The sequence below is a fragment of the Nodosilinea sp. LEGE 07298 genome, assembly GCF_015207265.1.
GTDB lineage: Bacteria > Cyanobacteriota > Cyanobacteriia > Phormidesmidales > Phormidesmidaceae > Nodosilinea.
Genome location: NZ_JADEXE010000171.1, coordinates 1 through 14,632 on the forward strand (window position 1 = coordinate 1; position 14,632 = coordinate 14,632).

The following is a 14,632-nucleotide window of genomic DNA, read 5'->3' on the forward strand; positions in this document are numbered from 1 at the left end:
TTTAAGACGGGCTTCTTTGGCGGCATCCATGGGAATGAAGTTCCTATGCTGAACTGCTCAAAGCTTAACGTTCATGCACCTGGTCAAGACTAAGTATTATTGCTCATTGCATAACTGGGATGCACCCAAAGATTCTTGATCGTCGCCAGTAATGGAATGCCGCTTTTTTTGGCTGCCATGGTTTTAATATGTCTTTAATTCGCTGATGATAAAAGATCAGTTTTAGGTCAGTTTTAGATCACTGTCGCTGAATGGGCCACTGACTCTTAACGGGGGTAAATTGCTGGCGCGATTTTGGTGTGTAATCAAGTACTGCTGCACCAGGTCCAGGGGTAGGGCCAGTGAAGGTGTTGAGGGTGGGGTAGCACAGTCAAACTCCCAGCGGCCCGCAGGGAGTACAGCACTGGGAAATGCGGTGCAGGCCGCGATCGCCGCCCCGGTCAGGTGATGCAGCACATCGATCAGCAGCTTGCCTGCCTCAGTGCGAGCCATCTCACCGTTGTAGATGACAATCTCTGCACGGGGTGTCAGGCGCGATCGCCACTGGCTCAGCGCTTTAGCATGGGCGGGCAGGTTGTCATAGTGCAGGGTGACCCTACCCAGGCGCAATCCTGTGGAGCAGTGGGGGGTAACTAAATGTAAACGTCGGACTGGGGGTAAGGTGGTCAGCCGCTGGGCGATCGCCGCCACCCCATCTTGAGCAGGGCTCAGCAGCAGCACCTCGGCCTGGGCTGCAACCTTTGGTGCTAACCATCGGTAGCCCTTCGGTTCACCGCTAATGACGACTAAATCTTCAAGGAGGGGAGGTGGTGCCTTAGAGGTAGGGGACTGCGGAGGGTACATGGCCGGTTCCTGACGGTGAGGTTGGAGGTAGCAGGGTGGCCTCCTAGCGTTTCAAGTGTGGCAAACTGTCGGCGATCGCGAAAGATCAGCGGTGGATCAGCGCAGTAGATCAGTGGTGGATCAGCAACTGATCTTGCCAGAGACTAAGCCCATCGTTCATGGTTGGGGAGGTAATGCTAATGCTACAGATGTACTCACAGGACTCAACCGGATGACATCGACCTGGTGGCATATCGAGGAACAGATCTAGGCGATTCTCCCCTGTGAGATTAGTGGCATCTTTGCGGTTATTCCTAGGGACACTGGGCCATGCCAAGAGTGATTTCAATTCATTCCTACCGAGGGGGCACCGGCAAGTCTAACTTGACGGCAAATTTGGCCACAACGGTCGCCAACCAGGGGTACCGGGTGGGCGTCGTCGATACCGATCTGCCATCACCGGGAATACACAATATTTTTGGGCTAGAGCCCGATCGCATGGCGAAAACGCTGAACAGCTATTTGTGGAACGAAGCTGAAATTGAAGACGGGGCCTACGATGTCAGCCAAAATTTAGACCTAGCCCAGGGAGGGCAGCTCTTTTTGGTGCCCGCCAGTTCTAGCGCCGACGACATTGCCCGCATTCTCAAAGATGGCTACGACGTGCGGCGGCTCAACGACGGTTTTCGTCAGCTGGTCAAAACCCTGGAGCTAGACTATTTGTTTATTGACACCCATCCAGGGCTGTCGAAGGAAACCTTTCTAACCATCGCCATTTCCCACTGTTTGCTGCTCATTGTGCGGCCCGACAAGCAAGATTACCAGGGGGCCGCCGTCACCCTCGATGTGGCTCGACAACTCAACGTCAAGCATGTGCAAATTGTGCTGAACAAAGTGCTGGCTTGCCTAGACCCCGAGGCGCTGAAACAGAAGGTAGAAGAGATCTACCGGGTACCTGTGGCGGGGCTGTTTCCCCTCTCAGAAGACATCATTAAACTGGCGAGCGAGGGGGTATTTTGTGTGCGGCACCCCGAGCACTCCATGACCCAAGAATTTCAGGCGGTGGCCCGTCGAGTGATGAAGTAGATACTATGACTCCTTCCTCTAATCTCAAGGCATTTGCCGACTCGATTACGGCGACTACTTCGCCCTTTCGCAGCTACCTGAGCGATTTGCACCGCCAGTATTTGCCGTTGACAGACGGGGCCGTAGCCGACTACATCCCAGAACTGGCCCTGGCTGACCCCAGCTGGTTTGGCATTGCCGCCGCCACCGTCGACGGGCAGGTGTTTGAGGTGGGGGACTGTGACCAGACCTTCACCGTTCAGTCGATCTCCAAAGCGTTTGTCTATGGGCTGGCCCTCGAAGACCACGGGCGCGACTATGTGAATAGCAAAGTGGGGGTTGAACCGACTGGGGAAGCGTTTAACGCCATCGTGTTGGATGAGGCGACCAATCGCCCCTATAACCCGATGGTGAATGCCGGTGCGATCGCCACCGCCGACCTGATCAAAGGTAAAGACGGCACCGAGCGCCTCAAGCGCATGCTCGATATGTTTAGCCGCTACACGGGCCGCAGCCACGACATCCATGTGCCGGTGTTTCTGTCAGAAAAAGCCACCGGCAACCGCAACCGGGCGATCGCCTACCTGATGCTCAACTTTGGCATGGTCAGCGATCGCATCGACGAAACCCTCGACCTCTACTTTCAGCAGTGCTCGATTTTGGTCACCGCCCGCGATCTGAGCCTGATGGCGGCGACGCTGGCCAACGGCGGCATCAACCCTGTCACGGGCGATCGCGCCCTCGACCAGCGCTACGTGCAAGACGTAGTCAGCGTCATGCTCACCTGCGGCATGTACGACTCGTCGGGCGACTGGGCCTACCGAGTGGGCATGCCCGCCAAAAGCGGAGTCGGCGGCGGCATTACCGCCGTGGCTCCCGGTAAACTGGGCATCGGCACCTTTTCGCCCCCCCTCGATGCCAAGGGCAACAGCGTGCGCGGCATTCAGGTCTGCCAGACGCTCTCCCAAGACTTTGGCCTGCACCCTTTCAATGCGGCCGCCCCACCCCGCGATCTCGCCGCTTGGATCAACGGCAGTGAAGGCACCAATAGTTGGTAAGCCCCATCGGTTTAAGTTCTAAATTTTGAATTCAATTCCTCAACTCAAAACTAAACACCCCCACCTACCCATCCACCTACTCCATGCAGCCCCTCAAAGACACCCTGCGTCTCTTCCGATCGCCCCTATCGCAGCGCATTATCGCGGGCATGTTTGTCAGCCTGGTGGCGATCGAGGCGATTTTGCTAGTGCCCTCGGTGCAGCGCCGCCGAGTCGAGCTGCTCGACCAAATCGAAGAAGTCTCCACCGGCAAGGTGCGCTGGATTGTCACCACTTACCCTGCTGCTACGGGGGCAGAACTGGCCCAGCACCTTCAGCAGTTGCAGAGCGACCCGATGCTTCAGGGCATTTTAGGCGGCGGGGTGTACGACAGCGAGGGCAACCTGGTCGAAATCTTTGGCGAACCACCTGAATTGACGACGGCCAACGCCCGCCAGGATCGCAGCCAGCTCTTCACCACAGCAGCGGGCCGCCGCTACGACATCGCCTGGACAACCACCGGCATTGGCGAAGGTATGCTGCCTGAACTGAGCGAAAACCACTGGATCGTGCTGCGCCACGACGCCGACGGCACCCAGCGGGCGCTGGTGTTCTACATCCTTAGAATTTCAGGGCTGGTGTTGCTAATCGCTGCCTTTATTACCCTGGCGATGATGGTGCTGCTCAGTCGGTTGCTGATTACCCCCATTCTTACCCTGCGCCGCGACCTGGCCCTGGCGGGGAATGCGATCGCAGACGACCAGAGCGCCCCCGAGTTTGCCTCGCTGCGCTACCAGCGGCGGGATGAACTGGGAGAGGTGATTGCCACCTTTAGGCAGATGTATGGACAAATCTGTGCGGAAATTGGCGATCGCAAGCAGGCCGAAGCCACCCTGCGCCACCACAACCAGGAAATGCAGCAGTACATCGAGCAGGTGGATAAGGTTACCGCCGCCGCCACCGCCGTAGACGCAGACACCTTTGACCCTGCAACGCTCGATGACGTCGCCCAGCGTGACGATGAACTGGGCCAGCTGGCCCACATGTTTCAGCTCATGGCCGCCCACGTACAGCAGCGCGAAACCCAGTTAAAACAGCAGTTGAAGGAACTCACCATCGAAATTGACCAGTCTAAGCTGCAAAAGCAGGTGGCCCAAATTACTGAGAGCGACTACTTCCAGGAAATCAAAGCAGAGCTGAAGCATTTACAGGTTGATGAGTTCTGGAGATCTTAACCATGACGGTACGAGCACTGTTTCGCGCTGCCGTTGTCGATGGCGCAACGCCCCCCTACAACACGCTGCATCTAAAGGTGTTCTACCCGGCCCAGCTCTCTGGGGGCGATCGCGAGCAGAACCTGGGCATTGTGTCTGCCAATGCAGATCAGGCCCCTTTCCCAGTAGTGATTTTGTTTAACGGCATCAACTGCGGGCCAGAACTCTACCAGTGGCTGGCGATCGCCCTGGTAGAGCGGGGGCTGGTAGCGGTGACGTTTGCGTGGGTGGCCGAAAACCTGCCGGGTATGGTGGCCCTCACCCCAGGGGTCGATCTCAAAATGCTGATGCCCGATCGCTACGGTCAAGGCCCCACGGCATCGGCGCTGCCAGCGCTGCTCAACGAGCTAGAGCGCTTAAATGCCGCAGGGGTTTTAGCGGGCTTGCTGGATTTAGACCACATCATTTTGGGCGGTCACTCGGCAGGTGGTAGGGTGGCGATCGAAAGCGCCAGCCCCGCATTCTTTCCGCAGGTGCGGGCGGCTTTTGCCTACGGTGCCCACACCGCAGCGGTGATGCAATTGGGCTACCCAGCGGGCAAGATTTTGCCGCTGCCTGACCAGCTGCCCCTGCTGCTGATGGGCGGCACCCAGGATGGGGTAATTGCTAACAGCAGCAATCGCTACGGCATTAGCTGGGAGCGGGCTACCACCCCGATTGAGCGCACCTTTCATGAAGCCATTCAGGGCGGCAGAGACGACAGCTATTTACTCCTGCTAGAAGGGGCCAACCACTTTTCCTTTGTAGACCCCTTCAATGCCACTACGGGGCGAGCGTTTCTCGATTTTTCGGCGACCCAACCCAACACAGACTTGCGAGAGCTGATGGCGGAAGCAATTGGCTTGTTTGTAGAGGCTCACGGGGGCCTTCGGGAATGCTCCGAGGCCCGCGAAACGGTTGTTCAACGACTGACCGCGCCCCAGCCGCTGATCGCTCACTTTGAGCGCAAGTAGCTAAAACCGCCAGCTGGTGGGGATGCCCAGCTCGGCAACGGTGGTTTGGGCATGGGTGGAGAAAGATGCGATCGCCCGAGGGGTAGCCTCTATTGCCAGCAGGACCAGCAGCCCGCCGAGCACCGTCGCCGCAGCGGTAGACCACAGACCAAGGCGAGGGACGGAGTTGTCTGGGGTGGGGTGGTGCGATGGCAGCTCCGTATCACGATAAACCTCTAGCAGAATGTAGTTACCCAGCGCGGTTTCGAGCACCTGGGCGGAAAGGTCAGATTTTGTCCGGTGAGAGGAAGACATAGAGTAAGCTCCTGGGGGCAGTGCAACTGTGCTCTACAGTGCCCACTCTCTCTGAAACCCCCGTGACCACTACCTGAATTTCTCTTAAAAGCCGCCTGAGAAATCTGAGTTTGACCAAATCCTGCTTGGTTATTCCCAAATTGGCAAGGCAAACTCAAGCGAACAGCACGTCCCCTGAGCGGAGTCGTTGGCGCAGCCGCCCCAGAGGGGCTAGGGGACATCTCGGGTAGGTTTTGGCTTCTGACTTCGCTCAGCCAGCATAATTGCAGGGACGCTTACCGAAAACCCTAGCCACCCGCTATTGACATGCAAACCGGAGGGCTACGGTACGATTGACCTAAGCCCGGCAGTCTGCAACGCGGGTAGCATTGCTTAGCACCATGATTGACTATGACAACCTGCAAAAGGCGCTCAAACACCTAGAGGCTCAGTACGCCAACTACAAAACCCTCGACCCCGCCCAGCCGCCGCTCATTCAAGAAGCCGTGGCCGAGTCGGTGATTCAGCGCTTTGAGACCTGCTATGACGCCCTATGGAAGGTGCTAAAACGCTATTTAATCGAAGAACTGGGCCTGCCTGAGGTGCCCAACAGCCCTAAACCCATTCTGCGGCTGGCTAACGAAAACGGTCTGTTGGCCTCGACTGCCGAACTGTGGATGGCCTACGCCAATGCGCGCATCGGCACCGCCCACGACTACAGCGGAGAAAAGGCGCAGGCTGCTCTGGCCTTAATGGAAGCTTTTTTGAGCGACGCCACTGCCCTGTACCAAAGGATGAGCGGACAGCCATGGACCTAGCCAATACCATTGCCCTGACGCCTCAGCAGCGCCAAATTATTCTGGCGCTGGTACAAAAACACCTGCCAGATACCACCGTATGGGCCTATGGCTCTCGGGTTAGGGGCACGGCGCGCCCCCACTCTGACCTGGATTTGGTAGCGTTTGCCACACCGCAGCAGCAGGGGACGATCGCTGATCTGCAAGAGGCGTTGGATGAGAGCGATCTGCCGTTTAGGGTTGATCTGCTGGGGTGGCATGAGCTACCAGAGCAATTTCACCAAACCATTGCGACAGACTATGCGGTGGTGCAGCAAGGTCTGGGCTGCGATTGCCAAACTGCTGTGCCACTTTAGCGATCGCAGGCTTGCAATTAATGATCAGCAGGCTCAACATGCTAAACAGCGATGCCAGTATGCCAAACTGCTATGCCACATTGGCGATCTACTGTGCCACATTAGCGATCTGCTGTGCCACATTGGCGATCTGGAGGTGTAGATCATTAAACTGCTGTGCCACATTAGCGATCTGCTGTGCCACATTGGCGATCTGAGGGTGTAGATCATTAAACTGCTGTGCCACATTGGCGATCTACTGTGCCACATTGGCGATCGCAGGGCGCAGATTACGAATAGGGGCGATCAGGTACCGGGTTCCTGGTGCTGTTGCCCAAAACCAGGCGACAGGCCAAGGAACCCGGTGCCTGTGACGAAGAGGCTTACTCAATCAGCACGGTTTTGGTGAGAATGGCCATCCACGTCTCGGCTCCGCTCGACGCTGGCATCTCTTCTCCGGTCGCTGAGCGGAGTCGAAGCGATCGCGTCTCAGCAGCAGGCGGCGCGGGGATGGGGTCGCTCCAGTCGTTAGGGTCGGCGTAGCCCAGGGCGTGGAGGATTTTGATAGTGCGATCGATGCCCGCCAGGCTGCCGTAGAGCATGTGGCGCACTTTTTCGGGGTTGAGGGAGCGCGGCAGGGACCGAGTCCCTTTGCCTTGCCCGCCAATCTCGGATGAGAGCGGCAGGGACTCGGTTCCTTGAGTCTCCTGGTTGTCGCTGGTATCGGGTTCCAGATAGTCAAACATCGGTTCTGTCTCCAGTTGTGGTTGAGGAAGACAGAACGCGAAAACCCTAGCCACCCACGCTTGAATTGCAAACTGAGGGGGCTAGGGTACGATGGACCTTAGCCTCGCAATCTGCCGGTCAGACTTGCGGGGTTAGCTGTCTGTTGGTGTCTCACCACCTTCAGACAGCGCCAAGATTTTCGAGTTCTGCGTAACCACCGCTCTGCTGAACGGCTTAACGTAAAAGAGTATTGGTACAAAAGCTCCCTGTCAACCGTAGTGCGATCCTGGCTGAGGAGGCAATCATTGATGAGTAACTTCGCACAGTCAAAAAAGTCAAAAAGGAATCTTAAGGTTACAAGACACCCAGCCGTCAGGTATTTATACTAAAAGTCTCTACGTAAGCTCCTATACTCGGCATTTAGGCAAAAATTTTTCTACAAAAGACCCTCCAGTAAGGATTTAAGCAAAAACTTCCCTTCTAGTCATGGGTTAGTCTGCTAGCAGCTAGTAATTTTGCACTTATAGGTGAGCTATATAACGCTTCAACTTTCCACAAGCCGTTGCGGATACAGCTAGTACAGTTAGTTGAAAGGAGGGATAGGCCTTTCCTATTCAAGTTAATGACTAGAAGAACTGAGTAGTGCATAGAGGTTAGCTATACTCAGCATGGGAGCATCCAAACGAGTAAACTTAGTTCTGTGGGCTATAGCCTAGATGCTGTATGGACATTGGCAATATATTTAGCAAGATTGGTGAAGAACTCGGCTCTGCAACTATAGGTGAGGTTACTTCGAAAGGTGATGGTTCGGGCGATGGAGTTGGAAATAATAAGGTTGGAGCTGTCTTAGGTGGCGTAGGGGCAGTAGCTGCACTCTCAGCTTTAGGAATTGCTGCGACTCCTGCTTTTGGAGCTGCCCTGTTCGTTGGTGCTATTGCTGGTGCGGCAGGTGAGTCAAAAACTAAGAAAACCGCAAGGGCTGTTGGCTCAGCAGCAGCAGGCACTGCCAAAGTGACGGGTAATGTTCTAATAAATACTGCTGCGCTTACAGGCGCTCTTGGATTAGGAGCAGCCAAGCTCACTGGAGGTGCCTTAAATGTTGCAGCATCCGGAGTCTTAGGAGGAGTATCAGGGTTTCTCAGCAAGTTTAAAGATGAGCAATCCTACGTAGAGGAAGGCTTAGCTTTTTTCCAAGATCAAGAATACTCAAAAGCCTTAGCTTCTTTCAATATCGCAGAATCCAAAAATAAGAATAATTCACAAATTTATTTGGCTAGGGGTACAACTCTAGCTTTTTTAGGAAAAGTATCTGAAGCCATCAAAGATTATTCAAAAGCTATTGAATTGAACGCTGACTTAGTGGCTGCGTATAGTAGCAGAGGCTCCCTGCATCTTAGTTTAGAAGATTTTAGCAAAGCGGTTGGTGATTTCAGTCAGGTTATTAGGCTTGATGAGAAAAATATTTCTGCTCACTTTAGTAGAGCAAAGGCTTACCTTGCTCTTGAAGAGTATGTGAGCGCGATTGCCGACTACGACAACATCATCCACTTGGAACCTAATCATGCAGAGACTCGTTTCCTAAGAGGATGTCTTCTAACGCAGATTGGAGATTATCAGAGTTCAGTCAAAGACCTCACTTGTTTCATTGGCTTGAACTCACAGGATTTCTCAGGGTATTATCAGAGGGCAAATGCTTTTCTATGCCTCAAGGATTATAAGAACGCTGCGAAGGATCTCTCATTTCTTATCGAGCATCACTGTAATGAAAGTTCAATTGTTGATTTTTACTTTCAGAGAGCAATCTGTTTCCAAAATTTAAAGAGCTACGAAGCAGCAATTTTGGACTTTAGCGAAGTTATCCTCAGAGATCCTAATTATACACAAGCGTACTTTAACAGGGGTTCCATTTATCCTCAAGTTGGCAACCTCCGCCAGAGTGAAGTCGACTTACAGAAAGTTCTTGAACTAGATGCAAATCATATAGATGCTTATATTAGGCTTGGCTACTTAAATATTTCAAGAAAAAGGACCCAAGAAGCAATCAACTGTTTCCAGATCGCGATCAAGCTACTCTATCAAGAGAATAAATTATCTTTGATAGCAGCTTTGCAGACGAAAGTGAAAGAGCTAAAAAAGGAAGAAAATAAGGAGCCTTGGTGGAATAAGAAGCTGTTTTAACAAAATTAAGGCGTACTCTGCCTATTGATTTACCATTTTCTGGCCACTAAGCCTAGAGTATTGTAGGTTTTGTGCTGCACCGACAGGATCTACCAAAGCCTAGTCTAGTATTGGGTTTCACTCCATGCCACCCAACCTACCTCTGCGAGCCAATCATCTTAACCGAGGATGTTAGACAGAACAAAAGTTATTGAGCGGTCTAGAATATAGCTGTGTACATTGTTAGTATCGACAATAAGCCTGAAAGGAGAAATTTAATATGGCTGTAAAAAACACTCAGACAGGGGAAATTCATAAGGGAAGCAAAGGGGGGCAAACAGGATGTGGTTTTGACACTCAACAAAATCCTAGTCACTGGATAGTGAGTCAAGAGAAGATTACGTGCGACAAAAATGGGTGTAAAAACTAAATATTTCTAGAACATTAATTTCTATTTGAGAGCGATTGCAGATTTCTCGTAGTGCGATCGCAAATCTCCTGTAGTTGGGTTGACGAAGGAAACCCAACAAGATCAAGAGGGCCTTACTCTTAAAACATTGTGTTTTGAGGGATGATATCTTCATCCAGTTCCTGAATTATTCTGGCTGAATAGTTGTGCCGTTTCTTTAAGTGTTGGGTTTCGCAAACTCGACCCAACCTATTAACTTAATTTCATTAGAGGAATAAACGATGCAACAAGCAGCAGCTTTATTCGGCATTGGAACCGCGATCGCCTTAGGTGCCGCAAGTCCAGGCCCAAGCTTTGTTATGGTGGCTCGCACAGCGATTGCTAGGTCACGACCCGATGGCATATATGCTGCCTTTGGAATGGGCATTGGTGGGTTAGTCTTTGCAATTGCTGCTTTACTTGGATTGCATGGACTGCTGTTTGCTATTCCATCTCTTTATTGGGCACTTAGGGTTATAGGAGGTCTGTATCTTGCATACTTAGGCCTACGTATTTGGGTAGGTGCAAAAAAACCGCTCATTAGCGATACGATTGACTCAGCTTCAAGGTCCACAACCGCTATCCAATCTTTTGCGTTGGGGCTTACTACTCAAATCAGTAACCCTAAAACTGCTGTTGTATATGCTAGTGTTTTTGCCGCTTTTCTACCGATCGAGTCATCACTTGTGTTCAATTTCGGTGTTGCGGGTCTCGTCTTTACGATCGAAACAGTCTGGTACACCTTGGTTGCCCTTGTTCTTTCCTCCAATGTCCCTCGAAGAGTCTACTTGCACTACAAGTCTTGGATCGACCGAGCAGCAGGGGGCATGATGATTGCTTTAGGCTTTAAGCTCGCTGCATCTACTAGACAGTCATGATCGATTGCGGAGCACGCTAACAAATCGTTGGGCAGCTTTGTTTTTAGGTGTTGACGGTGGTTTAAAAGTAATCTGTTTGGTGTTCAAGATTAAGCAAATTAGAAGTGATCAGTTAGACAGCGGTTTATGGTATTGATTAAGTCGCAAAGTGGAGAGAAATTAGTCAAAATTGCAAGCACGCTTTTGAAAGGTGAGATACACTGATCGAACGATTCGATTGTTGTGGCAGTCTAACATTCAAGTTGTTTGCAAGGAGCTTTCTAGTGAGTGAGCGAAGATTTATTACACAGGGAGAGGGGCTACCCCAGTGGTCGATGCCAATCAGCCATGCGGTTGTCGTAGGTAATGTATGCTACGTCAGCGGTCAAGTTTCTGTTGATATTTCTGGACAATATGTACCTGGTTCTGCGCGTGAAGAGGCAGAGCGTTCGTTTGCTAACTTTTTTGCTGCTGTCAAAGCGGCTGGGTTTTCACCCCATGAAATCGTCTTCGTCGATATTGCTTTTGTTGACCTTGCTGATCTGAATGAGGTAAACGCCTTGTTCGCCGATCTTTTTCCAGAGGGCAAACGACCTGCTAGAACGATTTACCAGGCAGCAGCATTGCCATTCAATAGCAAAATCAAAGTAATGGGAACTGCTGTAAAAAATGAATAGCGTGAGCGCGATTAAATCTTAGTGATCGAATTGAGTTGAAGTGCAGATCAACCGCCCAAAAATTTGGTTTCAGCGAAATAAGTCGGTCTTTTTCTTAAAGTTCGAGAGGCGATCTGTGCCCGCTGAACTGTACCGTTAAACCCCGATCGCGCCCAGCATTTGCAACGTCGCCCGCGTCGCCGGGGTCAGCCCCGTAGCCCCGCTCAAATTCATGCCCTCATAAAGCCGCTTCGCAATCAGCACCCGCAAACAGTCCCCCATCGCCGCATCCCAAATTCGCACCGTCTGGTCTTGAGAGCCGGTAGCAATGGCACCCCCATCCGCACTAAACGCCAGCGACGACACCAGGTGCTGGTGCCCCTCGCAAATCTGCAAACAATCCCCCGTCGCCACATCCCAAATGCGCATGGTGTGATCGTGGGCGGCGCTGGCCAAGCGCGTACCGTCTGGGCTAAACGCCACCGCAAACACCCAGTTGCGGTGGCCCCTGAGCACCTGAATGCAATCTCCCGTCGCCACCGACCACAGGCGAATCGATTGATCGGTGCTGCCGCTAGCCAGAGTGCGCCCGCAGGGGCTAAACGCCACCGACCACACCCGACTATCGTGGCCCGTCAGAGTTTTGAGCAGCTTGCCCGTAGCCGTTTCCCAAAGGCGAATGGTCTGGTCGGCTCCGCAGCTGGCGAGCAAGCTGCCATTGGGGCTAAACGCCACGCCGAGCACCTTGGCGGTGTGCTGGCTCAGGGTATGCAGGCAGCGGCCCGTGGCGCAATCCCACAGTTTGACCGTGCAGTCGGCGCTGCCAGTGGCCAAAATTGCGGCGCTGGGGTGAAACGCGATCGCATTAATCCAATCCCCATGGCCCTGCAACACCTGAATGCAATTCCCCGTTGCCACCTCCCACAGCCGCGCCGTGCAGTCGGTGCTGCCGCTGGCCAGAATTTGACCGTCGGCGCTAAAGGCCACACCGTAGACAAAATCGCCGTGGCCGCTCAGGGTTCTAAGTGGCTTTCCGGTGCGCCAATCCCACAGCACCACGGTTTTGTCGTTGCTGCCGCTAGCTAAATAGCGCCCGTCCGGGCTAAAGGCCACCGGCAGCGCCCAGTCGGTGTGGCCCTCCCAGGTGCGCAGGCAGTGGCCGGTGGCGATATCCCACAGCTTCACCGATTGGTCGAGGCTAACCCCCACCAGTCGGTGACCGTCGGGGTGTACCGCCACCGCGCACACCTCGTTCTGATGGCCGTGGAGGGTTTGCAGGCAGGTATCGGTATGCCAGTCCCAGAGCTTAATGGTGCGATCGCCGCTGCTGCTGATCAGCCAGTCTTCCGTGGGGCTAAAGGCAACGCTGTAGACGCTGCCGTTGTGGCCGCTGTAGGTAGCCAGGCAGTCCCAGCTGCGGCAGTCCCAGAGTTTGAGGGTGCCGTCCAGCAGCTGCCCGTCACGGCTAAAGGCGAGGGAGTGCACCCAGCCGCTGTGGCCTTCTAGAGTGCGTAAGTGCTCTCCAGTCGCGGCATTCCAGAGGTGGATTTGGTGGTCGGCTCCGCCGCTGGCTAACAGAGTACCGGGATAGGCGATGGCGTGAGGGGCAAAGGCGAGCGATCGCACCCAGTCCCCGTGCCCCACCAGGGTTTGAGTGCAGGTGCCCGTCAGCACATCCCAGAGTTTGACGGTGTTGTCGCCCCCGGCGCTGGCCAGGGTTTGACCATCTGGGCTGAAGGCGATCGCAAACACCTCATGGCCGTGGCCGGTTAGGGTTTTTACCGCGATACCATCCTCAGCCGTCCATAGGCGAATCGTCTGGTCGGCCCCGCAGCTAGCAATCAGCCGACCATCTGGGCTGTAGGCTACGGCCCGCACCCAGTTGTGGTGCCCCCGGCAGATCAGCAACAGCTGCCCCGTTTGGCTATCCCACACCCGCACCCGACAGTCGGTATCACCTGTAGCGATCCATTGGCCATTGGGGCTAAAGGCCGCCGCCAGCACATTGCCCAACGATTCTGTAAACACGCAGTGGGCCAGGTCGGCCCCGGCAAAGTTGACCCCGTGCAGCTTCACATCCTGCAAGTAGGCCTGCCACACCGTCAGCCTTGAAAAGTCGTAGCCTGTGATATCAATCGGCAGTTGCAGCAGCAAATTTAGGCTATTGCCCCCGGCGTAGCCCATCGACTGAGGCGTGCCGCCCCTTAGCGAATGCAGCAATTTCTGAATAGCGGTGGCGATGCCCGCTGCGCTGCCCAAGCGGTTGATCAACTGGTCGGCAATGGGCTTAAGAATCAAATTGACCTGGGTTTCGCGCACATAGTCTTTAGCCTCGGCTTTGGTCAGCGCGTGACTGATGAATAGTTTGGGAGTCTGCCCAGCCACCTCCTCGGCAATGCGGTCAATCAGCTGGCTAATCACATATTCCATCACCACCGGCTGCTGGGTGAGCCCGTCGGCGTTGCGCTCCACCAGCGATCGCCGCTGCAGTGAGTTCAGCGATTCCCACAAATCGCGGGGGGGCACGTAGGTCAATAGGTCGGCCTGAAGGTCAGCAGTGGCCGAGGGCTCGCGGTTAATGGCTAGCCAATACATAGCGGCTTTTTCTAACTCGGTTAGCCGCTCAAAGTGCTGGTCGAGCAAGTCGCGAATGTCGTCAAAGAGAAAGCCGCCCTGCTGCGAAACCGCCAAAAACTGGGCAATGTCGCCGTCAAAAAAATCACGAATGGATGAGGCCACAATCTTCAGCGCCAGGGGGTTGCCGCTGTAGCGATCGGCCAGCGCCTGCCACTGGGCTTCGGTGGCCTGAAAGCCACCCTTGGTGTTAAACAGGGCGCGACTGTCGGGCGGCTCTAGGCCAAAAAGCTGGAGCGATCGCACCGGCAGCGTTTCCCCCTCAAAGGCCGCCAGCCCCTTTGGCTTCTCCCGCGAGGTGACAATCACACAGCTCTGGTGGGCAGTCTCGGCTATACAGCGCAGCACCTCGCCATAGCCCTCAAAGCCAGGTCGGTAGCGGCCAGTGCGATCGCCGCCCTGCAAAATCGACTCAGCATTATCCAACAGCACCAGACAGCACCCCTGGCGCAGGTAGTGCAACAGTCGCCCCAGCCGCCCCTCCAGCGTCGTCGGCAAATCTCGCTCCTGCTGCCGCGACAGCGATTGGATTAGATCCGCCAGAATATCTACCGGGGAGGGGGCATTGCGCAGCGATCGCCAGAGGACGTGGGAGGGT

Annotated in this window: 14 protein-coding genes; 9 read left to right on the forward strand and 5 right to left on the reverse strand. The window is 54.3% G+C overall.

The window, feature by feature from the left end; all coding sequences use genetic code 11:
- Positions 1–222: 222 nt before the first annotated feature.
- Positions 223–843 carry a DUF4347 domain-containing protein gene (locus IQ273_RS20790; RefSeq protein WP_194025078.1) on the reverse strand — a complete coding sequence of 207 codons (621 nt, stop codon included), beginning with the start codon at positions 841–843 and terminating at the stop codon, positions 223–225.
- 309 nt (positions 844–1,152) lie between these two features.
- Here IQ273_RS20790 and IQ273_RS20795 point away from each other — a divergent pair, with 309 nt between their 5' ends.
- The 4 genes from IQ273_RS20795 (at position 1,153) to IQ273_RS20810 (ending at position 5,151) form a co-directional block, all read left to right on the forward strand.
- Positions 1,153–1,908, forward strand: coding sequence for a MinD/ParA family protein (locus tag IQ273_RS20795; RefSeq protein ID WP_194025079.1), 756 nt, complete (start codon positions 1,153–1,155; stop codon positions 1,906–1,908).
- A 5-nt stretch (positions 1,909–1,913) separates the two neighbouring features.
- Positions 1,914–2,945: a glutaminase A gene (glsA, locus tag IQ273_RS20800; RefSeq protein WP_194025080.1), complete on the forward strand. Its 1,032-nt coding sequence runs from the start codon at positions 1,914–1,916 to the stop codon at positions 2,943–2,945.
- 83 nt (positions 2,946–3,028) lie between these two features.
- Positions 3,029–4,159 carry a methyl-accepting chemotaxis protein gene (locus IQ273_RS20805; RefSeq protein ID WP_194025081.1) on the forward strand — a complete coding sequence of 377 codons (1,131 nt, stop codon included), beginning with the start codon at positions 3,029–3,031 and terminating at the stop codon, positions 4,157–4,159.
- 2 nt (positions 4,160–4,161) lie between these two features.
- Positions 4,162–5,151: a dienelactone hydrolase gene (locus IQ273_RS20810; RefSeq protein ID WP_194025082.1), complete on the forward strand. Its 990-nt coding sequence runs from the start codon at positions 4,162–4,164 to the stop codon at positions 5,149–5,151.
- Here the strand turns inward: IQ273_RS20810 and IQ273_RS20815 are convergent, their stop codons facing one another.
- Positions 5,152–5,445, reverse strand: a complete 294-nt coding sequence (locus IQ273_RS20815; protein WP_194025083.1) for a hypothetical protein — start codon at positions 5,443–5,445, stop codon at positions 5,152–5,154.
- A gap of 380 nt (positions 5,446–5,825) precedes the next feature.
- Between IQ273_RS20815 and IQ273_RS20820 the strand changes: the two genes are divergently transcribed.
- Both IQ273_RS20820 and IQ273_RS20825 read left to right on the forward strand, forming a co-directional pair.
- Positions 5,826–6,242, forward strand: coding sequence for a nucleotidyltransferase substrate binding protein (locus tag IQ273_RS20820; RefSeq protein ID WP_194025084.1), 417 nt, complete (start codon positions 5,826–5,828; stop codon positions 6,240–6,242).
- Positions 6,233–6,577 (forward strand): nucleotidyltransferase family protein, encoded by a 345-nt coding sequence (locus IQ273_RS20825; RefSeq protein WP_194025085.1) that lies wholly within the window; start codon positions 6,233–6,235, stop codon positions 6,575–6,577. The genes IQ273_RS20820 and IQ273_RS20825 overlap by 10 nt, the downstream gene beginning before the upstream one ends.
- Before the next feature lie 88 nt (positions 6,578–6,665).
- On the opposite strand, the gene IQ273_RS20830 is transcribed toward IQ273_RS20825, so the two are convergent.
- Complete coding sequence (locus IQ273_RS20830) at positions 6,666–6,803, reverse strand: hypothetical protein (protein ID WP_194025086.1); 138 nt, start codon at positions 6,801–6,803, stop codon at positions 6,666–6,668.
- A 136-nt stretch (positions 6,804–6,939) separates the two neighbouring features.
- On the reverse strand, positions 6,940–7,302 hold the full coding sequence (locus tag IQ273_RS20835) for a hypothetical protein (protein WP_194025087.1): 363 nt from the start codon (positions 7,300–7,302) through the stop codon (positions 6,940–6,942).
- 703 nt (positions 7,303–8,005) lie between these two features.
- Here IQ273_RS20835 and IQ273_RS20840 point away from each other — a divergent pair.
- The 3 genes from IQ273_RS20840 to IQ273_RS20850 all read left to right on the forward strand — a co-directional run bounded on the left by IQ273_RS20840 (position 8,006) and on the right by IQ273_RS20850 (position 11,421).
- On the forward strand, positions 8,006–9,460 hold the full coding sequence (locus IQ273_RS20840) for a tetratricopeptide repeat protein (protein WP_194025088.1): 1,455 nt from the start codon (positions 8,006–8,008) through the stop codon (positions 9,458–9,460).
- 669 nt (positions 9,461–10,129) lie between these two features.
- Positions 10,130–10,765 (forward strand): LysE family translocator, encoded by a 636-nt coding sequence (locus IQ273_RS20845; protein WP_194025089.1) that lies wholly within the window; start codon positions 10,130–10,132, stop codon positions 10,763–10,765.
- A 263-nt stretch (positions 10,766–11,028) separates the two neighbouring features.
- The gene (locus IQ273_RS20850) at positions 11,029–11,421 is read left to right on the forward strand and encodes a RidA family protein (RefSeq protein WP_313898187.1); all 393 of its coding nucleotides are present in this window, start codon (positions 11,029–11,031) and stop codon (positions 11,419–11,421) included.
- Positions 11,422–11,556: 135 nt separating this feature from the next.
- Here the strand turns inward: IQ273_RS20850 and IQ273_RS20855 are convergent.
- A partial coding sequence (locus IQ273_RS20855) for a WD40 repeat domain-containing protein (RefSeq protein WP_194025090.1) occupies positions 11,557–14,632 on the reverse strand: 3,076 nt, incomplete at its 5' end.

Excerpts from the sequence above, each read along its gene's own strand:
- IQ273_RS20795 (WP_194025079.1), top strand. The coding sequence starts at position 1,153 with ATGCCAAGAGTGATTTCAATTCATTCCTACCGAGGGGGCACCGGCAAG.
- IQ273_RS20790 (WP_194025078.1), bottom strand. The coding sequence starts at position 843 with ATGTACCCTCCGCAGTCCCCTACCTCTAAGGCACCACCTCCCCTCCTT.
- IQ273_RS20810 (WP_194025082.1), top strand. The coding sequence starts at position 4,162 with ATGACGGTACGAGCACTGTTTCGCGCTGCCGTTGTCGATGGCGCAACG.
- glsA (WP_194025080.1), top strand. The coding sequence starts at position 1,914 with ATGACTCCTTCCTCTAATCTCAAGGCATTTGCCGACTCGATTACGGCG.
- IQ273_RS20835 (WP_194025087.1), bottom strand. The coding sequence starts at position 7,302 with ATGTTTGACTATCTGGAACCCGATACCAGCGACAACCAGGAGACTCAA.
- IQ273_RS20840 (WP_194025088.1), top strand. The coding sequence starts at position 8,006 with ATGGACATTGGCAATATATTTAGCAAGATTGGTGAAGAACTCGGCTCT.
- IQ273_RS20825 (WP_194025085.1), top strand. The coding sequence starts at position 6,233 with ATGGACCTAGCCAATACCATTGCCCTGACGCCTCAGCAGCGCCAAATT.
- IQ273_RS20845 (WP_194025089.1), top strand. The coding sequence starts at position 10,130 with ATGCAACAAGCAGCAGCTTTATTCGGCATTGGAACCGCGATCGCCTTA.
- IQ273_RS20815 (WP_194025083.1), bottom strand. The coding sequence starts at position 5,445 with ATGTCTTCCTCTCACCGGACAAAATCTGACCTTTCCGCCCAGGTGCTC.
- IQ273_RS20805 (WP_194025081.1), top strand. The coding sequence starts at position 3,029 with ATGCAGCCCCTCAAAGACACCCTGCGTCTCTTCCGATCGCCCCTATCG.
- IQ273_RS20820 (WP_194025084.1), top strand. The coding sequence starts at position 5,826 with ATGATTGACTATGACAACCTGCAAAAGGCGCTCAAACACCTAGAGGCT.